At 45.6% G+C, this 18,037-nt stretch carries 17 protein-coding genes and 1 tRNA gene; 11 read left to right on the forward strand and 7 right to left on the reverse strand.

Annotated elements, in window-relative coordinates; translation table 11 throughout:
• The first annotated feature begins 138 nt into the window (after positions 1-138).
• The 11 genes from AB5935_RS16330 (at position 139) to AB5935_RS16380 (ending at position 13,288) form a co-directional block, all read left to right on the forward strand.
• On the forward strand, positions 139-3,369 hold the full coding sequence (locus AB5935_RS16330) for a glycosyl hydrolase (RefSeq protein WP_038606321.1): 3,231 nt from the start codon (positions 139-141) through the stop codon (positions 3,367-3,369).
• A 17-nt stretch (positions 3,370-3,386) separates the two neighbouring features.
• Entirely contained in the window at positions 3,387-4,811 is a 1,425-nt protein-coding gene (locus tag AB5935_RS16335; protein WP_085959341.1) for a sialate O-acetylesterase, read from the forward strand.
• 12 nt (positions 4,812-4,823) lie between these two features.
• Positions 4,824-7,055, forward strand: coding sequence for a DUF5703 domain-containing protein (locus AB5935_RS16340; protein ID WP_007838028.1), 2,232 nt, complete (start codon positions 4,824-4,826; stop codon positions 7,053-7,055).
• Between the two features lie 217 nt (positions 7,056-7,272).
• The gene (locus tag AB5935_RS16345) at positions 7,273-8,352 is read left to right on the forward strand and encodes a linear amide C-N hydrolase (RefSeq protein WP_007838035.1); all 1,080 of its coding nucleotides are present in this window, start codon (positions 7,273-7,275) and stop codon (positions 8,350-8,352) included.
• Positions 8,353-8,519: 167 nt separating this feature from the next.
• Positions 8,520-8,595 (forward strand) — tRNA-Lys (locus AB5935_RS16350).
• Positions 8,596-8,862: 267 nt separating this feature from the next.
• Positions 8,863-10,074, forward strand: coding sequence for a site-specific integrase (locus AB5935_RS16355; RefSeq protein ID WP_038611170.1), 1,212 nt, complete (start codon positions 8,863-8,865; stop codon positions 10,072-10,074).
• Positions 10,075-10,106: 32 nt separating this feature from the next.
• A complete protein-coding gene (locus tag AB5935_RS16360; protein ID WP_038612569.1) occupies positions 10,107-10,637 on the forward strand; it encodes an ORF6N domain-containing protein in 531 nt (176 codons plus the stop codon).
• A gap of 120 nt (positions 10,638-10,757) precedes the next feature.
• Entirely contained in the window at positions 10,758-11,330 is a 573-nt protein-coding gene (locus AB5935_RS16365; RefSeq protein ID WP_038611174.1) for a hypothetical protein, read from the forward strand.
• A gap of 630 nt (positions 11,331-11,960) precedes the next feature.
• Positions 11,961-12,494: an antirestriction protein ArdA gene (locus tag AB5935_RS16370; RefSeq protein ID WP_038611176.1), complete on the forward strand. Its 534-nt coding sequence runs from the start codon at positions 11,961-11,963 to the stop codon at positions 12,492-12,494.
• A 77-nt stretch (positions 12,495-12,571) separates the two neighbouring features.
• Positions 12,572-12,790 carry a DUF3873 family protein gene (locus AB5935_RS16375; RefSeq protein WP_038611179.1) on the forward strand — a complete coding sequence of 73 codons (219 nt, stop codon included), beginning with the start codon at positions 12,572-12,574 and terminating at the stop codon, positions 12,788-12,790.
• A gap of 15 nt (positions 12,791-12,805) precedes the next feature.
• Positions 12,806-13,288: a DUF6956 domain-containing protein gene (locus AB5935_RS16380; protein ID WP_038611182.1), complete on the forward strand. Its 483-nt coding sequence runs from the start codon at positions 12,806-12,808 to the stop codon at positions 13,286-13,288.
• A gap of 172 nt (positions 13,289-13,460) precedes the next feature.
• On the opposite strand, the gene AB5935_RS16385 is transcribed toward AB5935_RS16380, so the two are convergent.
• Genes AB5935_RS16385 through traK form a run of 7 tightly spaced genes read right to left on the reverse strand, consistent with a single transcriptional unit; the run spans position 13,461 to position 18,029 of the window.
• Entirely contained in the window at positions 13,461-13,781 is a 321-nt protein-coding gene (locus AB5935_RS16385; protein WP_368327489.1) for a hypothetical protein, read from the reverse strand.
• A 12-nt stretch (positions 13,782-13,793) separates the two neighbouring features.
• Complete coding sequence (locus tag AB5935_RS16390; protein ID WP_120053239.1) at positions 13,794-14,252, reverse strand: DUF3872 domain-containing protein; 459 nt, start codon at positions 14,250-14,252, stop codon at positions 13,794-13,796.
• A gap of 13 nt (positions 14,253-14,265) precedes the next feature.
• Positions 14,266-14,847: a conjugal transfer protein TraO gene (locus tag AB5935_RS16395; RefSeq protein WP_038611191.1), complete on the reverse strand. Its 582-nt coding sequence runs from the start codon at positions 14,845-14,847 to the stop codon at positions 14,266-14,268.
• 3 nt (positions 14,848-14,850) lie between these two features.
• Positions 14,851-15,786 (reverse strand): conjugative transposon protein TraN, encoded by a 936-nt coding sequence (traN, locus tag AB5935_RS16400; protein ID WP_038611195.1) that lies wholly within the window; start codon positions 15,784-15,786, stop codon positions 14,851-14,853.
• A 33-nt stretch (positions 15,787-15,819) separates the two neighbouring features.
• Positions 15,820-17,136 carry a conjugative transposon protein TraM gene (gene traM / locus AB5935_RS16405; RefSeq protein ID WP_038611198.1) on the reverse strand — a complete coding sequence of 439 codons (1,317 nt, stop codon included), beginning with the start codon at positions 17,134-17,136 and terminating at the stop codon, positions 15,820-15,822.
• Positions 17,114-17,401: a TraL conjugative transposon family protein gene (locus AB5935_RS16410; RefSeq protein ID WP_038611200.1), complete on the reverse strand. Its 288-nt coding sequence runs from the start codon at positions 17,399-17,401 to the stop codon at positions 17,114-17,116. The genes traM and AB5935_RS16410 overlap by 23 nt, the downstream gene beginning before the upstream one ends.
• 4 nt (positions 17,402-17,405) lie before the next feature.
• Positions 17,406-18,029 (reverse strand): conjugative transposon protein TraK, encoded by a 624-nt coding sequence (gene traK, locus AB5935_RS16415; RefSeq protein ID WP_005680379.1) that lies wholly within the window; start codon positions 18,027-18,029, stop codon positions 17,406-17,408.
• Between the last annotated feature and the right edge of the window lie 8 nt (positions 18,030-18,037).

Below are 18,037 nucleotides of genomic sequence, written 5' to 3' on the forward strand. Positions count from 1 at the left end.
TGCAAATTCAGTAATGAGAGGACGTGTAAACGCAATAAGGACGTTCAAGGGCTTAGTTGCGGATTTGAGGTATATTTGAGAAATTGAGTACAAATTACAACTTTGTTCGTTTATTATTAAATATAGAATAAATAACTTATGAAGATAAAACATCTGTTTGTATCCATATTGCTGGTAACCGGATTCCAACCGATGATAGCACAATCCGCTTTACGGCAACAGTTTGTAAATTCACCCGTACAGGAAGTTCGTCCTTGGACTTTCTGGTATTGGATGTTTGGCGCTGTAACTCCCGAAGGGATTACTGCAGATTTGGAGGCCATGCATCGTATAGGTTTGGGTGGGGCCTATCTGATGCCTATTAAGGGAGTAGAGCAAGGACCTCAATACGAGGGAAAAGCCCAGCAACTTACCCCTGAATGGTGGCGTATGGTCACTCATAGTATGAGAGAGGCTGATAGGCTAGGCATGCAGTTGGGAATGCATATCTGTGATGGCTTTGCCTTGGCGGGAGGTCCTTGGATAACTTCCGAAGAGTCGATGCAAAAAGTGGTATGGAGTGATACTATAGTGAACGGTGGGAATATTCGTAATTTGACTTTGCCCATGCCCGAAGCACTGGATGGCTATTATGAAGATATCGTTACCTACGCCATTCCATTGGAGCGTCAGCCTGAGGATACTTCATTGAAGCCGAAGGTAACTTTCGGCAATTTGAAATCGGCCGTTATTAAAGATGAATCCAAAGCTGTGAACAGAGATGAAAAAGGAGTTTTCCGTTCCTCTTATCCTTGTTGGATTCAGTATGAATATGCAGAACCTGTGACTTGCAGTAATGTGGAAATTATTTTGGGAGGAAATAACTACCAGGCACATCGCCTGAAAGTATTGGCCAGTGAGGATGGACGGACATTCAAAACAGTGAAGCAACTGGTTCCTGCCCGGCAGGGATGGCAGAATACGGATTTCCAGTCCACTCATGCTATCCCTCCTGTTACCGCCCGTTACTTCCGTTTTGAGTGGACTCCCGTGGGAAGTGAACCGGGTAGTGAAGATTTGGATGCAGCCAAATGGAAACCGAATTTGAAAATCAATGATATAGTCCTTCATACGGCTCCACGTATTCATCAATGGGAGGGAAAAGCAGGACTGGTGTGGCGTGTAGCTACTGCTACTACTTCGACGGAAATACCTGATGCGGCATGTGTGCAGCCGGATGAATTGATCAATCTCCCTTTGTATCAGGGCAGGCTGACCGCCCGTTTACCCGAAGGTAAATGGCGTATTCTCCGCATGGGACATACGGCAACCGGACATGTAAATGCTACTGCCGGAGGTGGTAAAGGATTGGAATGCGACAAGTTCAGTACCAAGGCTGTTCAGAAACAGTTCTCGAACTGGTTTGCGGAAATGTTCAAAAAGACGGATGAAGCCGTGGCACGCCGTGTGTTGAAATATATGCACGTAGACAGTTGGGAGTGTGGCAGTCAGAACTGGAGTGATAACTTCGCGGCGGAATTTAAGAAACGTCGTGGATATGATTTGATGCCTTATCTTCCTTTGCTGGCAGGTATTCCGATGGAAAGCGCCGCTCGCAGTGAGCAGATATTGCGGGATGTCCGTACCACCATCGGAGAACTGGTGACTGATGTGTTCTACACCGTATTGGCTGATTGTGCCCGTCAATATGATTGTCGTTTTTCTGCCGAGTGCGTAGCTCCTACTATGGTCAGTGACGGATTGATGCATTATCAGAAAGTGGATTTGCCTATGGGGGAATTTTGGTTGAACAGTCCTACGCATGATAAACCCAATGATATGCTGGATGCCATCAGCGGTGCGCATATTTATGGAAAGAATATTATCCAGGCCGAAGGCTTTACTGAAATTCGTGGCGTATGGGATGAAGACCCTGCCATGCTGAAACCTTTGCTGGACCGTAACTATGCACTGGGTATTAATAAGCTCTTTTTTCATGTCTATACCCATAATCCCTGGATGAACCACCGGCCTGGTATGACATTGGACGGCATCGGACTCTTCTTCCAGCGCGACCAGACCTGGTGGGAGGAAGGAAAATCTTTTGTAGATTACATCACCCGTTGCCAGACTTTGTTGCAATACGGTCATCCGGTGGCTGATATCGCCGTTTTTACCGGTGAAGAAATGCCACGACGTTCCATTTTACCCGAACGGTTAGTTTCGATGCTTCCCGGTATCTATGGAGCCGAACGGGTGGAAAGCGAACGGATTCGGCTGGCTAATGAAGGTCAACCTACCCGTGTGCGTCCTGTCGGTGTTACCCATTCGGCAAACATGGCCGATCCCGAAGACTGGGTGAACCCGATGCGTGGCTATGCCTACGATTCTTTCAACAAAGATGCTCTGTTACGTTTGGCAAAAGCGGAGAATGGAAGAATGGTACTTCCGGGAGGAGCTTCTTATAAAGTATTGGTGCTTCCTACAGCCCGTCCTATGAATCCTGATAACCTGCCGTTGTCTCCTGAGGCACAGGCAAAAGTAGAGGAACTCCGTGTGGCAGGTGTCATTATTCCGAAATTGCCTTATCGGGAAGATGATTTTTCTTCTTTCGGTGTGGAACGGGATGTACTTCTTCCTGCTGATGTGGCATATACTCATCGGAGTGGGGAAGAGTATGAGATTTATTTTGTAGCCAATCAGGTGGACAGTTTGCGTACATTCAATGCTTCTTTCCGCATTGCGGGACGCACGCCTGAATTGTGGAATGCGGTAACAGGAACCATAACTCGTCCAGCACAATGGAAAGAAGCGAACGGTCGTACCGAAGTCGCTTTGTCTTTGCCTGCCAATGGATCTGTATTTGTAGTATTCCCCAAAGAATATTCAGAAGTTTCTCCGGAACGGACCGAAAGGGAACCTGTATCCATATTGATCAAGGAATGGACAGTAACATTCCCCTCTGTGCGTAAGACTGTCACTCGTCCGGCATTATTTGACTGGAGTAAGGAAGAGGATGAAAAAATAAGATATTATGCCGGACATGCTACTTACAGAGGGTTATTCAGATGGAAGAATGAACAGGACGGAAGAATCATTCTTCGCTTGGGAAAAGTGGCCAATGTGGCGACTGTACGTGTCAACAGCATTGCATGCGGTACAGCTTGGACAGCTCCCTATGAAGTGGATATTACCGATGCGCTTCGTAACGGAACCAATGTATTGGAAGTGGAGGTAGTGAATACTTGGGCGAATGCGCTCCGTGGGGCTGATTTGGATAAAGCGCCTTTTGAGGGGATATGGACGAATGCAAAATTCCGTCTGCCCGGAGATGATTTGTTGCCTGCCGGATGGATGGGACCTTGCGAGTTTTTTAAAACTAAAGAATAATGGTAATCACACATAATATGAAAAATAAGAAACTACTACTGGGAATTGCTTGGGCATGGTTGATTTGCCTGTCGGCAAATGCGGAAGTGAAATTGCCCGCTTTCTTTTCAGATGGCATGGTGATGCAGCAGCAGACTCGTGCCAATTTATGGGGAACAGCTACTCCCAATGCATCGGTGAAAATTACAACAAGTTGGGATAAACAAACCTATAAAATTACTGCCGATGCAAAAGGCGCGTGGAAACTTGCTTTATCCACCCCCTCTGCCGGAGGTCCTTACACGATTACTTTTGATGATGGAAAGTTGACTGAAATACGTGATATCCTGATGGGGGAATTATGGTTATGCTCCGGTCAAAGTAATATGGAAATGCCCATGAAAGGTTTTAAAAACCAGCCGGTGGAGAATAGCAATACAGATGTGATGAACAGCCGTAATCCGCAACTCCGCCTGTTCACCGTAAAGCGGGCTTCCTCTTTTACTCCGAAAACAGATGTGGTAGGAACCTGGCAGGAAGCTGTTCCGGCAACCGTGCGTGAATTTAGTGCTACTGCTTATTACTTCGGTCGGATGATACAACAGCAGTTGAATATACCTGTGGGTTTGATTGTGGCTTCTTGGGGAGGCTCTGCCTGTGAAGCCTGGATGCATCCGGATTGGTTGAAGGCATTTCCCGAAGCAAAGATTCCCCAATCGGAAGCCGATATCAAGTCAAAGAACCGTACTCCGACTGTACTCTATAACGGTATGCTTCATCCGCTCATCGGATTAGCCATGCGTGGAGTTATCTGGTATCAGGGGGAAGATAACTATAACCGGGCTTCTACTTATGCCGATATGTTCAGTGCACTGATACGCGGGTGGCGCGAAGAATGGCAGCAAGGGGAATTTCCCTTCTATTATTGTCAAATTGCACCTTATGATTATGGAATTATTACTGAGCCTGGCAAGAATGTGATAAATTCTGCTTATCTTCGCGAACAACAAGCTATGGTAGAACACCGGGTGGGCAATAGTGGTATGGCTGTATTGTTGGACGCAGGAATGAAAACGGGGATTCATCCGGGTAAAAAGAGGGTAGCAGGAGAACGTCTGGGGCGTTTGGCATTAGTAAAAACTTACGGAATGAAAGGTGTTACGGCCGAAAGTCCTTACTATGCAGGAATGGAAGTAAAGAATGATACGGTAATAGTCAGTTTTGATCGGGCGCCGATGTGGATAAATTGTAAAGACCGTTTTGAATCATATAACTTTCAGGTTGCAGGCAAAGATCGGGTTTTTTATCCTGCTAAAGCGTGGATACAGAGAAGTAAAATGCTTGTAAAGAGCGAAAGAGTACCTCATCCGGTGGCAGTTCGTTATGGTTTCGAAAATTATGTGGAAGGAGATTTGTTTGGTGAAGATTTACCTGTGTCGTCTTTCCGTTCCGATGACTGGTAAAAACAGAAAAAAATGAAGAATATCTTTACGTTTTTATTATTAGTATTTATTGGCGGGCAGTTTCTGTGGGGACAGCCTGCCAATTTGGTTTGGAATACTCAAAGCCGGAATGCTTCGGAGTCCATGCCTTGCGGAGGTGGGGATATCGGTATGAATGTATGGGTAGAGAATGATGATGTTCTGTTCTACCTTAGTCGTAGCGGTTCTTTTGACGAGAATAACTGTCTGTTGAAGCAGGGACGGTTTCGTGTGAGGCTCACTCCGAACCCTTTTGCCGGAACGGCTTCTTTTCGGCAGACTCTGCATCTTAATGATGGTTATGTCAGCGTAAGTAGTGATAATGCTACTCTTATTATTTGGGTGGATGTGTTTCATCCTGTGGTACATGTTGAGGTGAAGACGAAGGAACTGACTTCTATGCGTGTAAACTTTGAAAGCTGGCGTTATGAAGATCGTCCGGTGCGTAAAGGGGAAGGGCAGCAATGCTCTTACAAATGGGCCATTCCTGATGGATTGATGACTAAGCGTGACTCTGTCTGTGTGGAAGAAGATAATTTTACTTTCTTTCATCGGAATCCTGATCGGACTATTTTTGATGTGGTAGTAGACCAACAAGGTATGAATGAGGTTAAGGAACAATTATATAATCCTCTGAAAAATCTAATATTTGGCGGTCGGTTATCCGGTGATAATCTGGTTTATACCGGTACACGTCGTGGGCATTATGCGGGAACTGAATATCTAGCATGGATGTATAAAAGTAAAAAACCTGTATATAAGCAATCTGTGCACATTGCCTTGAATACGGAACAAGGTACGGTTCCTGCATGGGAAGCATCATTGGCCCGTACTGAGAAGGAAATAAATGTATCCAAAGACAAACAGGCTACCCGTCGTTGGTGGAATGATTTTTGGAAACGTAGCTTTATTGAGGGGGAAGGTGAAGCGGGAGATGCTATCCGTAACTATACACTGTTCCGCTATATGTTGGGATGTAACGCCTATAGCCAGTGGCCTACAAAGTTTAACGGGGGACTGTTTACTTTTGATCCTATGTATGTGGATCAGATAATGGAATTCACCCCTGATTTCCGGAAATGGGGAGGAGGAACCATGACTGCACAGAATCAGCGTTTGGTTTATTGGCCTATGTTGAAAAGCGGTGACTTTGACTTGATGAAATCACAATTTGACTTTTATCTGCGTTTGTTGCCGACAGCAGAAGCGCGTACTCGTGCCTATTGGGGACATGCTGGCGCTTGTTTCACTGAGCAAATGGAGAACTTTGGTCTTCCTAACCCTGCAGAGTATGGTTTTAAGCGTCCTGCGAGTTTTGATAAAGGCTTGGAATATAATGCATGGTTAGAATACGAATGGGATACCGTTCTTGAGTTCTGTCAGATGATATTGGAAACAGCACGTTATGACAGTTTGGATATCAGCTGTTATACTCCTTTAATAGAAAGTTCGCTTAGTTTCTTTGATGAACATTATCGTCAGCTTGCGTTACAACGTGGCCGTAAGGATTTGGATGGTAGCGGTAAACTAGTGATTTATCCAGGATCGGCTTGTGAAACTTATAAGATGGCCTACAATCCATCCTCAACCATTGCTGCACTGCGCTCTGTTTTACAAACTTATAGGCGTAAACCGGATATGCTGGCACGTATTCCTGAGATTCCTTTGCGCATAGTGGATGGGAAGGAAATGATTGCTCCGGCACAGGTTTGGGAACGGGTGAATAATATTGAAACCCCTCAACTTTATCCCGTGTTTCCCTGGCGTATTTACGGAGTGGGCAGGGAAGGTCTGGAAATAGCTCGTAATACCTATTTATATGATCCTGATGCCCAGAAATTCCGTTCCCATACCGGGTGGAAGCAAGATAATATTTGGGCAGCCTGTCTGGGAATGACAGAGGAGGCTGCACAACTTACCTTAGAGAAAATGGCAAACGGCCCTCATCGTTTTCCCGCTTTTTGGGGACCAGGCTATGACTGGACGCCTGATCATAACTGGGGAGGCAGTGGCATGATAGGTATGCAGGAAATGCTGTTGCAGGAAGCCGATGGAAAGATTTTATTGTTTCCTGCGTGGCCAAAAGATTGGAATGTGCATTTCAAATTGCATGCTACAGGGCAAACCACTGTAGAAGCTACTCTGAAAGAGGGTGCAGTGGTTAGCTTGACCGTACAACCTAAAGAACGGGAAAAAGATGTGGTAAATTGTTTACTGAATAAATAATTTAGGGTTAAGGAGATGAGTTTCTTTTAGATTCATCTCCTTTTTCTTTAAATATAATCAAATTCAGAACTTGTCACTCCTTTCGTTTTTCCATTCTTGTTTATTTGTATGGCAATCAGTGTCGGAACATTGTTTGACGGCTTTGATTGCCTTTGTTGCGTAAAACAAGAACCAAAATATCCGATGTTTTGTTCTTAATATCATAAATAGATTCAAAATGGTTATGAAAAAGATTTTAATAGCTTTGGCCTTGTTGCTGACTGGCATTGCAAGCGGATCGGCATGTACCGGTATTTCGTTCCTGGCCGAAGATGGTGGATATGTGCAGGCACGTACCATAGAGTGGGGGAATAGTTACCTTCCGAGTGAGTATGTTGTTGTTCCCAGAGGACAAGAATTGGTATCTTATACTCCAACGGGTGTAAATGGCTTGAGATTTCGGGCTAAATATGGTATGGTAGGACTGGCTATCATTCAGAAAGACTTTGTGGCTGAAGGACTGAATGAAGTAGGACTTTCGGCTGGATTGTTTTATTTTCCTCATTATGGGAAGTATGAAGAATATGATGAGGCTCAAAATGCAACTACTTTGTCGGATTTGCAGGTGGTGAACTGGATGCTTTCCCAGTTTGCTACTATAGACGAAGTGAAAGCAGCTATAGAAGGGGTGAAGGTGGTGTCTCTTGATAAACCTGGTAAAAGTTCTACGGTACATTGGCGCATTGGCGATGCTAAAGGAAATCAAGTGGTATTGGAGTTTGTGGATGGTGTTCCTCATTTTTATGAAAACAGGGTAGGAGTACTCACCAATTCTCCCGATTTTCCATGGCAGGTGACTAACTTGAATAATTATGTAAATTTGTATCCGGGGGCTGTCACTCCACAGCAATGGGGTGGGGTGACTATTTTCCCTTTTGGCGCAGGTGCTGGATTCCATGGCATTCCGGGGGATGTGACTCCTCCATCCCGTTTTGTTCGTGTAGCGTTTTATAAGGCAACAGCTTCGGCGTGCCCTACAGCGTATGACGCTATATTACAAAGTTTTCATATTCTGAATAATTTTGATATTCCTGTCGGTATAGAACATGCGTCAGGAAAAGCACCTGATATTCCCAGTGCTACACAATGGACTTCGGCTATTGATTTGACAAACAGGAAAGTGTATTATAAAACGGCATATAATAACAATATTCGTTGTATTAATATGAAGAAGATTGATTTTGATAAAGTGAAATATCAGTCGTATCCATTGGATAAGGAGTTGAAACAACCTATAGAAGAGATTATTGTGAAATAGTGTGGGGGGGAAGCTGTTGACGGAAGTACATGGAAATTTTAATCGCAATGAATGAAAAATGGATAAAATGTATTTTTTTAGAAAAAAGTTCTAGAAATGTTTGCAAATACAAAAATAAACCATACCTTTGCACTCGCAATTCGGAAGAATAGCAATAACAAAGGATTGATTCGCTAGCTCAGCAGGTAGAGCACAACACTTTTAATGTTGGGGTCTTGGGTTCGAGCCCCAAGCGGATCACCAAACGAAAAGCCAAAAGGCGACAACAAAAAGACAAGTCCTACAAAATCAACATTTTGTGGGACTTTTTTATTGCCTTTTGGCTACCTCGACCGTCACGAAAAGGTCACTGACGGACAAAAATTAGTGCCTTATCCGTACCCCCGACAAAAATCTCAAAAAAGGGGTACGAATTGGCTGAAATTGGCGAAATGTTGTCGGGAATTGGCGACCCTGCATTTATCTCATTATGAGTTAATAAAAGTAGTTTTGTAACTTAAAAAATGAGGTATGAAATCAACATTCCGAGTATTGTTCTTCTTAAAAAGGGACAAGGTTAAAAAGAACGGTAATATGCCTATCATGGCACGTGTTACCATTGACGGGAAATTAGCCCAGTTCAACACCAAACTGGAGGTCAATCCCAAGAACTGGTCTGCCAAGACCGGAAAGGTAAATGGCAGAGGGGCGGAATTTACCCGCATGAATGAAATGCTGGATAGCATCAAGGCTACCTTGCACAGACACTATCAGACCATTTTAGAGCGGGACAATTACGTGACCGCAGAGAAAGTACGCAACGTATTCTTGGGCAAGGAAGAAAAGGCAAAGACACTCTTACAGGTATTTTCCCAACACAATGAACAATACGCATTGAAAGTAGGGAAAACAGCCACGCAAAAGACATACACCCGTTACGAACTTACCAAAAATCGCCTTGCCGAATATATCCACGATAAATATAATGTGGAGGATATGACCTTCCGGGAAATAAATGTCGTGTTCATTGAGGGCTTCTACCTGTTCATCCGTGAGAATTACCCGTGTACACACAATACGGCTATGAAGTTTATCCAGCGTTTCAGAACCGTTGTCCTATTTGCCCACAACTTGGGACTGATTACCTTTAATCCATTCGGGGCGTATAAGCTGAAATTTGAATATGTGGAACGGGATTTTCTTGAACAAGCGGAATTAGACCGGATATATCAAAAGACGTTCGCCAGTAAACGACTGGAACAGGTTCGGGATATATTCATCTTTAGCTGCTATACCGGGCTTTCCTATGTTGATGTATGCGAATTGACACCTGAAAACATAAGACTGTCCTTTGACGGCAATTTGTGGATTATCAAGAAAAGACATAAGACTAGCGTAACGTCCAACATCCGATTGTTGGATATACCCAAATCCATTTTGCAGAAATATGACGGGAAGTTCCCCAATGGTAAACTGTTGCCAGTTATCAGCAATCAGAAGATGAATGATTACTTGAAAGAGATTGCGACCGTTTGCGGGATAAATAAGAAAATCACGTTTCACGTTGCCCGCCACAGCTTTGCGACCCTTAGTATAAGCTACGGTGTACCCATTGAAAGCGTTTCCAAGATGTTGGGACACACCAACATAAGAACTACCCAAATCTACGCAAAAATCATAGACACCAAACTTAGCGAGGATATGGATATTTTCGCTAACAAGCTAAATAACAGAAAAATATAAGTGGTATAGATATTAACTTAAAAGTAATGATTATGGACTTGCAGATTATCCAAAACAAGATTTTTGAAGTACGGGGTTGCCGGGTGATGCTTGACTTGCATTTGGCGGAACTCTACCAAGTAGAAACACGAGCCTTGAAGCAGGCGGTCAAACGCAATATCGAGCGTTTCCCCGGTGATTTTATGTTTGTCCTCACCAAAGAGGAAGCTAACTTGCTGTTATCCATAGGGGTGTCACAAAATGTGATACCCCCTGCTTACAACTTCGGCGTTGCTATGCCTATGGCTTTTACGGAGCAGGGCGTAGCCATGCTTTCTTCGGTTCTTCGTTCCAAAGTAGCCATAGAAGTAAACATTTCAATCATGCGGGCTTTTGTCCTCATGCGCCAAATGGCAATCGGTTACGAGGAACTGTTAAAGCGCATCGAGGAATTGGAGGTAAGCACCGATGCGCAGTTCAACGAACTGTACCAAGCCCTTACCCAGCTTCTAAGCCAGTCGCAACAGCAAAAAGAACGCCGTCCGATAGGTTTCGTTACCTATGACCGCTCAGGTAACAAATAGGTAACGATTTCGGTAACGAAATGACACATAATAAATTTAGTGATTTCGAAGATAATCTTAAATGCAAGTAAGCTATTGATAAATAAAGCATATCTTTGTCCTCTAAAAGCAAGTAACAATATGGGATTGAAAATTCATACATTAGCAGAAATACCTGATAGCATTTCTAAAAATTATTATTTGTACATTTTGGATTATTATAATTGGGATGAACCTATAGGTAACACTTTAAGAGAAAATTTTGATAAAATTGCAGAATTTGCAGCTAATAATAATTCTGTGGTTATACAAGGAATGGCAGGTAGTCATTTTTATTCGGAATTAATGTCTTGGGAGTCTATAAATGGTATAGACCCATTGGAATTATTACCAGCATTAATGATAACTACCCTTCATCCGAAATACTTTATAGACGGAAATAATAAACAACTAAAAGGAAAGAATATTCCCAAAGATAAATTTGTGTTTTTAGAAATACGCAAAATATGTCAGCGACCTCAAGATGTTGTAGCTCTTCTTGAAAAGATTTTTCAAGATATAAGAGATAAGAAGGCTATTCAGGATTTCAAAGTAAAGAAAGAATTGAAAGGTGGAGTTGGTAAAATCCTAAATGATGCACTAATTCTTGAACCCAATATAGGTGGTATCGGTATCAATCTAAATAATTTATTCAAATTTCTAAAAGACAGGTAATCTGTATAATGGATTTTGTCTATATAACATTCTAAAAAGCTATATTCTACCAAAGTGCATTCTATCACCTTGCGGGCAGTCCACCGACTACCCGCATTTTTTATATCCTTTTCCAATTGGCACATTCCCCGAAACGCCAGCCGTGCGTGGCATGGCTGACTGTATTTCGTGAAAAGAGCCGTTGGAAACCCGCACAAGCGTACCGCAAGGTAAACTTGCCATACCCTTGCCTTTCCCGCCCGCATGGAGTGTTCCCTAAAGGATGAAAGGGAACAAGCACTTTTCCCCTGTTTCCCTATCTGTAAATCTTCCTCATTATGCAGTCCCCCAGCCGGGACAGTCGTTTTAATCATTTCAATAGGCAAAGGTAGTTACGTGTTCTTCACGATTTTGCAAGGTCGAGCCGTTCCGGTTTGGCGAAAAAATCTTCCCTGCCTTGCGAGGTATTTTTTGCCCAAAACTTTGCAAACTCTAAACACTACCCTTTTACGCCTATGTGAAACGAAAACGACCGACCCGACCGGAAGACGCATAAAAAAAAGTCGGATTTACGGGAAACAGGAAAAAAGTTCAGTGAAACTTCAACTCCCTCACCTCTCAAATCCGCATAAACTTAAAAAAATTACAATCATGGAAGCAACGACATTATCAGCAGCAAGGGTTTATGTAGGCACTTACGCCAAGTATAACAACGGTTCATTGTACGGCGCATGGCTCGACCTTTCGGACTATTCAGACAAGGAAGAATTTTACGAAGCCTGCCGGGAACTGCACGAGGACGAAGAAGATTCGGAATATATGTTTCAAGACTGGGAGAACGTGCCGGAGGGCTTAATCGGTGAAAGCTGGATTTCTGAAAACTTCTTCGCCTTGCGTAATGCGGTGGAAGATTTGAGCGACACCGAACAGGAAGCCTTTTTCGTGTGGTGCAACTATAAATGCCATGATTTGAGCGAAGAAGATGCAGACGACTTGATAAAAGCCTTTCAAGACGAGTATATAGGACAATATGACGATGAAGAAGATTTTGCCACGCAAATAGTCGCCGAGTGCTACGAACTTCCCGACTTCGCCGAAACATACTTTGATTACCAAAGGTTTGCCCGTGACCTGTTCATGTGCGATTACTGGTTTGATGACGGCTTTGTATTCCGTGCGGCATAACAACCAATCCGGGCGGGGTGTCAAAGCCCTGCCCGCTAAAAACAACCAAGTTTATAACCATAAAAAAATAAGACATCATGCAGTCACTTAACAAAAACGGGGTAAGCATTACCCTAATACCGGGAGAGGAAAAGTTTGTCAAATGCCGTTTGAGCACATTTAAGGGACAGACATTTTACCAGTACGATTACCGCCATACCGATATGGAACTTTTCAGCACGGTAGCCAAAACGCTGGCAGAGTGCCGCCGCAGGCGTGACGGGTGGATAGCGAAAAAAGAACGGAGTAATAAATAAGTAAATTTTTGGGGTATGAAAACGACAGAAGTAAATAAGGAGCTTATCGGCAGGCGTTGCGAGTGCATTTTTACGGGCTTAATGGTAACGGGTGTTATTGAGGACACGGAAGAAAACGAACACACTAAGGAGGTAAAAGTACGCTTCGACCGCCCACACCAGTGGGGCGATGATTTATATAATGATGTGTGGGCGTGGGGGCGTAAAATTGATGAGTTCGGCACGTTGCGCCATTTGCAACTGCTGGAGGACAAACCGGACTTTCAGACAATGACGGTAGTTTTCGGTGAGCCAATCAGCCAAATAGACCGCAGTATTTTTGAAGATGCGGCGGCGTGGGGTGTCTGTTCCCTGCAAGGCTGGGTAAACAGTTACGAAAGTGTCAGGTTTGTAGCCATAAACGACCATACGGCGGTCATAACGGGCGAATATAACATGGAACAGGTAAAGGTGTGGTTAGAGAAATACACGTCCATAAAGAGCATTAAAATCAGTTGATAGAGAACGGCGGCTGTTTACTGCCGTTACTTTCTTCCGTGAGCCTGCCAGCGGGTGAAGAAAGTAACAAAGAAGCCGTTCGTTTCCCTATCATGGAAACAGCCCGCCGATGCTTCCCGGCGGGCTGTCTGCTGGCATTTACGCTTTGCGTATCATTAAACGAATATCACAGCTACAAATCCTTATAATGAATAAATTTTACACTAAGTATGCACACGGTTTCTTCTTCCTCGATGTCGTATTTCCAAGTCCGCTTATTGACAAGCATTTCCGTGTCGTTATCAAACCATTCCATAACGGGCATATCTTCTTCTTCGTCCACCCATTTGAAAACCTGATTGGACGGTATTTTCCACAATTCAGCCCTGTCACGTGCGGAAATGCAGTCCTTATCCACGATAATGATGTCACCTACTGCTGGAACCATATCTGTTTCCATCGTGGTTTCTATATACCACGAGATACCTTTTATATCCAATTCTATTTTTACCATGTCATTTTATTGTTAGGGGGTTATTGTTTCCGTTTCTTCTTCGCTGTTGTCATTATTGAACGAGAACGAAAGTTGCTGCATCTGTCCGAAGCTGTCGATAATATAAATGTCAATCGTCTGCTGGTCGGTCGATGCCGATGTGTAATAGAGCCGGAATGTTTCTTTCTCCAGCGGGTAAAGGTCATTGGGCAGGAACACCGTGCCGTTATCCATTTCCAGCTTCCCTTTGCCGTCCGGCTGGAAGTACCTTATCTGATAGGTTGTCGGCTGGTAATAGCCGCCACGCACCAGTTGGCAGCGTATTTCGGCGGTTTCCCCGACTTTCAGCCTTTTGGGTACGGGCAGCGTTTCAATGCTGAACGGGTACGCCTGCTGAATATCCAAATTGTCATTACAGGCGGTGACAAGTACAAGGGCGGCCACGATGTAGCAGCCCATGATGATTTTATACATTACATTCTTCATATACATTATTATATAGCGGTCAGTTGATAATGAATTTCAGTCCTAAAGATACCTGCGAGTGGAACTTGCCTATGTCCGAGCCGAACAACGCCCGTTCCCTTGCGTTCAGCAGCAGAGCCACCCGGTCGGTCAGGTAGGCTTCCAGTTCCAGCGTGAGCGCACCGCCGTAAATAAAGCAGTCCTTATCCAATAAGGTAGAACCGTCCGGCAGCAGTTTTTCGCTTTTGTTGCTCACCTCATACCCGGCGAGTGCTGACAGTCCCAGCGAGAGGAAAAAAGTCTTTCGCCTGTCCGAAAGGAATTTCAGGTAATAGCCACCCTCTGCGGTGAACTGTTCTACGGGTATCTGCATATCCTTGTAGTCATACTTCTTGTGCAGGTATTCCCCGCCGATAACCCAGCGGTTTGCGTTTTTGGTGTAAACGCTGTATGCCGCCCCGATATGGTAGGCGAAATCCGTGTTGTCATTCCAGTGTACACCGTCCGTCATGCCCGCCGTGACCTGCAAGCCTTTCATACCCGGCAGGTATCTTTGTGCGTGTGCCTGAAACGAGGTCAGGCACAGCGCAAAGAGCATCATTATAAAGATGTGTTTCTTCATTCCCTATTTGATTTTGAGTTCGTTAATCACTTCCGCATTCACGATGTCGGCGTTCTCCACCCGTATGGTCTGATGCCGCCCGCCGTTTTTCTCGTAGAGTTCCACCAATAGTAGTTTATCGTCAGGAATGGTAAACTTCGGCAGGGCGTACACCGTGCGGACGGTCGATTTCCCGGCAATCTCTATCACTTCGTTGTAGCTTCTGACTGCATCCAACACCGTTTCCTGAATAGCCGTGCGTTTGGGTACTTTCTTATCGACTATCTTAAACTTGATGAAATCGGTATCGAAAGGCACGTTGGAACTGTTCTTCGTCTGCGTATGCACGTAGAGCATCCCGTTATAGGTGTAAATCCCCTTGATTAAGAACTGTATTCCGAAACGCTTGCTACCCAAGTGGCGCACTTTCCGGTCATTGTTCTTGTATATGCTCTGCATTATCAGCTTCACCAACAGCGGGCTTTCATTACCCAGTTCCCGAAAATAGATATTCATGCGTGTATGCGAAAAGTCGCTGGTGTCCTCGTTCTCCAAGAAGTCTTTCATTTCGATATTGAGCATTTCCGGTTCACGGGCGTACTTGGCGTTGAACGAAAAGAAACTGCCGTCCTCGCAAATGACGGAGAAGTTCGTTTCGCCCGGAAAGCCCTCTGTCGTGGCTTTCACCCGGATTACGTTCTCCGCACCGTCCGCCTTACCCGCTATGATGTGGTTGCTTCCCAAATCCACATAGCGGACGGCGGCGGGGAAGATGATATGTACCGTCTTGGCAAAGGTCACTTCCACGCCGTAGGGCGTTACCATTTGGCGGTACGGGAGTTTCCGGGTAATCCCCCAGTATAAATCGTTGCCCGCTACATACTTCACGGTATCGGTTTCCTGTGCGTTTGCCGCACACACACCCAGCAAGAGGGCGAACATTACAAAAATCTGTTTCATTGTTAATTAAAATTTTAACGGTTGATAAAATAGTTATTGTTGTTTGGCGTAAAGCATCACCTTGTACCCGGCTTTCAGCTTCACTTTCACGGTTCGGAACTTCTTGGCAAGGTAGCCGGATGTTCCTTGCAGCAAACCCCTTGTCACGTCCATAGCCACCTGCTGCCCGGCACTTTGGGCAAAGGATATGCTTGTACCCAGCCCGCTGCCGATGTTCGCCATAGCTTCGTTGAACGCTTCCTGCTCCATTGAGGACGGGACGGAAAGCCCCTTTTGCCCGTCCGTGTCGAACACGGCAAGCTCCACCGGGATGATGTTGCCAGCGTACTCAATCGAAGACACCAGTATGTCGAGCCGTTCGCCCTGCACCTTTGCCGTACCCGCTACAAGGGTATTCTTCGGCACGACTATGTTCCCCGCCTGCATAGGTTCGAGCAGCCGGAGTTTCACCGCCTGCCCGTCCGTCAGTGTTTGGTCTTGGTGGATGCAGGCGGCTACCGTGTTCTTTCCCATAGCGTAGCCCGTGCCTACCGCCGTGTTGAAGCCGTAGTTTCGTGGTTGGCTGTAAGCACGGATGAAGTCGGAATCGCTCATGGGCTGCTGCAATCCCGATACGGTCGTTTCTCGGATTGCCTGCACCGCCACCGCATTCGGCTTGCGTTCAATGCCGCCCGTTACGGGTACTTGCGCCACTTGCCTGCCGTCATTCATATACCTTGCCGCCAGTTCGTAGGACTTTTCAAGTAAAGCCATTTGGTCGTCAGTGGTGGGCGTGGCGTTCTGCTGTTGTTGCAGTCGGTCGGTCAGTTCCGCCACCTGCCGTTTCAAGTCCTCTTTTTCCTCGTCCACCGCCGGGGTTTCGTAGAACGTGCTTAACTGGCGGTTGATGTCCCGGTAGGCGTTTGCCGAAGAAGAAGCACCGCCGCCCCGCCGGGATTGCGCATCCTCTTCCGGCATCAGTTCGATTTCCGCTTGTGGTTCTTCCATTTCATTGTCCCCCGTGAAACCGAAGTCCTGCAAGGATTGTATCTTGTCCTGCTGCTTGCGGTTCATCATCGCCTGCTCGTATGCCTTTTGCTTGTCGGCTATAATCCCGTCCTCTGCGGGCAGGGGGATGTCGGCGTTGAAGCCGCCCACGCTTTCCACATTCACGTCCTCTTTGTCGGAGGGGGCGAATATCAGGTACATGCACCCGGCAAAGACAAGGAACATCAGCGGGAAGACTATCATTTTCCTGCGTTGCTGTATCTGTTGGGGTGTCAGTTCCCGTTTGGGCATCTTTTCCTTTTCGGGCTTCCCGCCCGTCTGCGGTACGGTCGTGCCGTTCTCATTCTTCTGTACTTCTTCCATATTCCGGTCTGTTTAATAAGTTGATACTATCGCTATCGTGTAGCGGAATTTGTTTGATATGTTCTATTTGTAGGCGTTGCCCGTCCCGTTTCCCAATGTTGTAGATTGATGAAACGGTGATGTAGATAGACAAGCCGCCGAAAAAGAAGAACATCACGAGGATAACCGCCAGCCTTTTGCCCGGCGTAATCCGTCCGCACATTCGGCGCAAGCGGTCGTCCGCCCAGTCCTGCACCTTTTCGATATAGTTTCGTTTCCTTTCCATACGGCTATCTTTTGACGGTTTGTAAATCCTTGTTTTCGGTAATGGTGAACGCTTCGATGATGAAGCCGTGCGGGTTGTTGTCGCTGCGTGTGGCGTTGAGCAGGCGGCACGAGGTCACAAGACTTCGCACCGTCAGGCTGCTTTCCCGGACAATCAACTGGCGGGCGTAGGTGTTCACCTTGTAGGGGTACTGGTCGAAGTCGCACTTCACGCTATCAATCTCCACCGTCTGCGTGACGTTCCCCGAAATCACCCGGTTGTAGTAACCCTTTTCCGCCAAGTCCTTGTAATAGTTGAAAGCGGTCTTGTCGGCAAGGAACAGCGAGCGTTTGATATTACTTTCGATAGCCCCCTTGTCGGGCGATAAGGTGAAAAACAGTTCGTGGAAACGCCGCACGTGTGATTTGGCTTCCACTGGTCTGTTCTGTGCCATGTCCTGCGAGAGTGCGAGCATCAGGCTCTTGCCGTTGTCGAGGACGTATATCTTCTGCCGCTGCTTCTCGGCGAAGCTGTACGAGTTCCACACGGCAAAGCCCGTCACCAGTGCGCACAGGCAGATGAATACCAGCGCAAAGAGCCGGATTTGCCGGAAACTCGTTTCGATGTTGTTCAATGACTTAAATTCCATATCCTTAA

The organism is Phocaeicola sp. RTP21198st1_B8_RTP21198_201120 (assembly GCF_040929485.1).
Classification (GTDB): Bacteria; Bacteroidota; Bacteroidia; order Bacteroidales; family Bacteroidaceae; genus Phocaeicola; species Phocaeicola dorei.

Bases quoted from the DNA above. Each gene is read 5' to 3' on its own strand.
- traN (WP_038611195.1), bottom strand. From the start codon at position 15,786: ATGAAACAGATTTTTGTAATGTTCGCCCTCTTGCTGGGTGTGTGTGCG.
- traK (WP_005680379.1), bottom strand. From the start codon at position 18,029: ATGGAATTTAAGTCATTGAACAACATCGAAACGAGTTTCCGGCAAATC.
- AB5935_RS16395 (WP_038611191.1), bottom strand. From the start codon at position 14,847: ATGAAGAAACACATCTTTATAATGATGCTCTTTGCGCTGTGCCTGACC.
- AB5935_RS16380 (WP_038611182.1), top strand. From the start codon at position 12,806: ATGAAAACGACAGAAGTAAATAAGGAGCTTATCGGCAGGCGTTGCGAG.
- traM (WP_038611198.1), bottom strand. From the start codon at position 17,136: ATGGAAGAAGTACAGAAGAATGAGAACGGCACGACCGTACCGCAGACG.
- AB5935_RS16390 (WP_120053239.1), bottom strand. From the start codon at position 14,252: ATGTATATGAAGAATGTAATGTATAAAATCATCATGGGCTGCTACATC.
- AB5935_RS16340 (WP_007838028.1), top strand. From the start codon at position 4,824: ATGAAGAATATCTTTACGTTTTTATTATTAGTATTTATTGGCGGGCAG.
- AB5935_RS16335 (WP_085959341.1), top strand. From the start codon at position 3,387: ATGAAAAATAAGAAACTACTACTGGGAATTGCTTGGGCATGGTTGATT.
- AB5935_RS16385 (WP_368327489.1), bottom strand. From the start codon at position 13,781: ATGGTAAAAATAGAATTGGATATAAAAGGTATCTCGTGGTATATAGAA.
- AB5935_RS16375 (WP_038611179.1), top strand. From the start codon at position 12,572: ATGCAGTCACTTAACAAAAACGGGGTAAGCATTACCCTAATACCGGGA.
- AB5935_RS16360 (WP_038612569.1), top strand. From the start codon at position 10,107: ATGGACTTGCAGATTATCCAAAACAAGATTTTTGAAGTACGGGGTTGC.
- AB5935_RS16410 (WP_038611200.1), bottom strand. From the start codon at position 17,401: ATGGAAAGGAAACGAAACTATATCGAAAAGGTGCAGGACTGGGCGGAC.
- AB5935_RS16365 (WP_038611174.1), top strand. From the start codon at position 10,758: ATGGGATTGAAAATTCATACATTAGCAGAAATACCTGATAGCATTTCT.
- AB5935_RS16330 (WP_038606321.1), top strand. From the start codon at position 139: ATGAAGATAAAACATCTGTTTGTATCCATATTGCTGGTAACCGGATTC.
- AB5935_RS16370 (WP_038611176.1), top strand. From the start codon at position 11,961: ATGGAAGCAACGACATTATCAGCAGCAAGGGTTTATGTAGGCACTTAC.
- AB5935_RS16345 (WP_007838035.1), top strand. From the start codon at position 7,273: ATGGTTATGAAAAAGATTTTAATAGCTTTGGCCTTGTTGCTGACTGGC.
- AB5935_RS16355 (WP_038611170.1), top strand. From the start codon at position 8,863: ATGAAATCAACATTCCGAGTATTGTTCTTCTTAAAAAGGGACAAGGTT.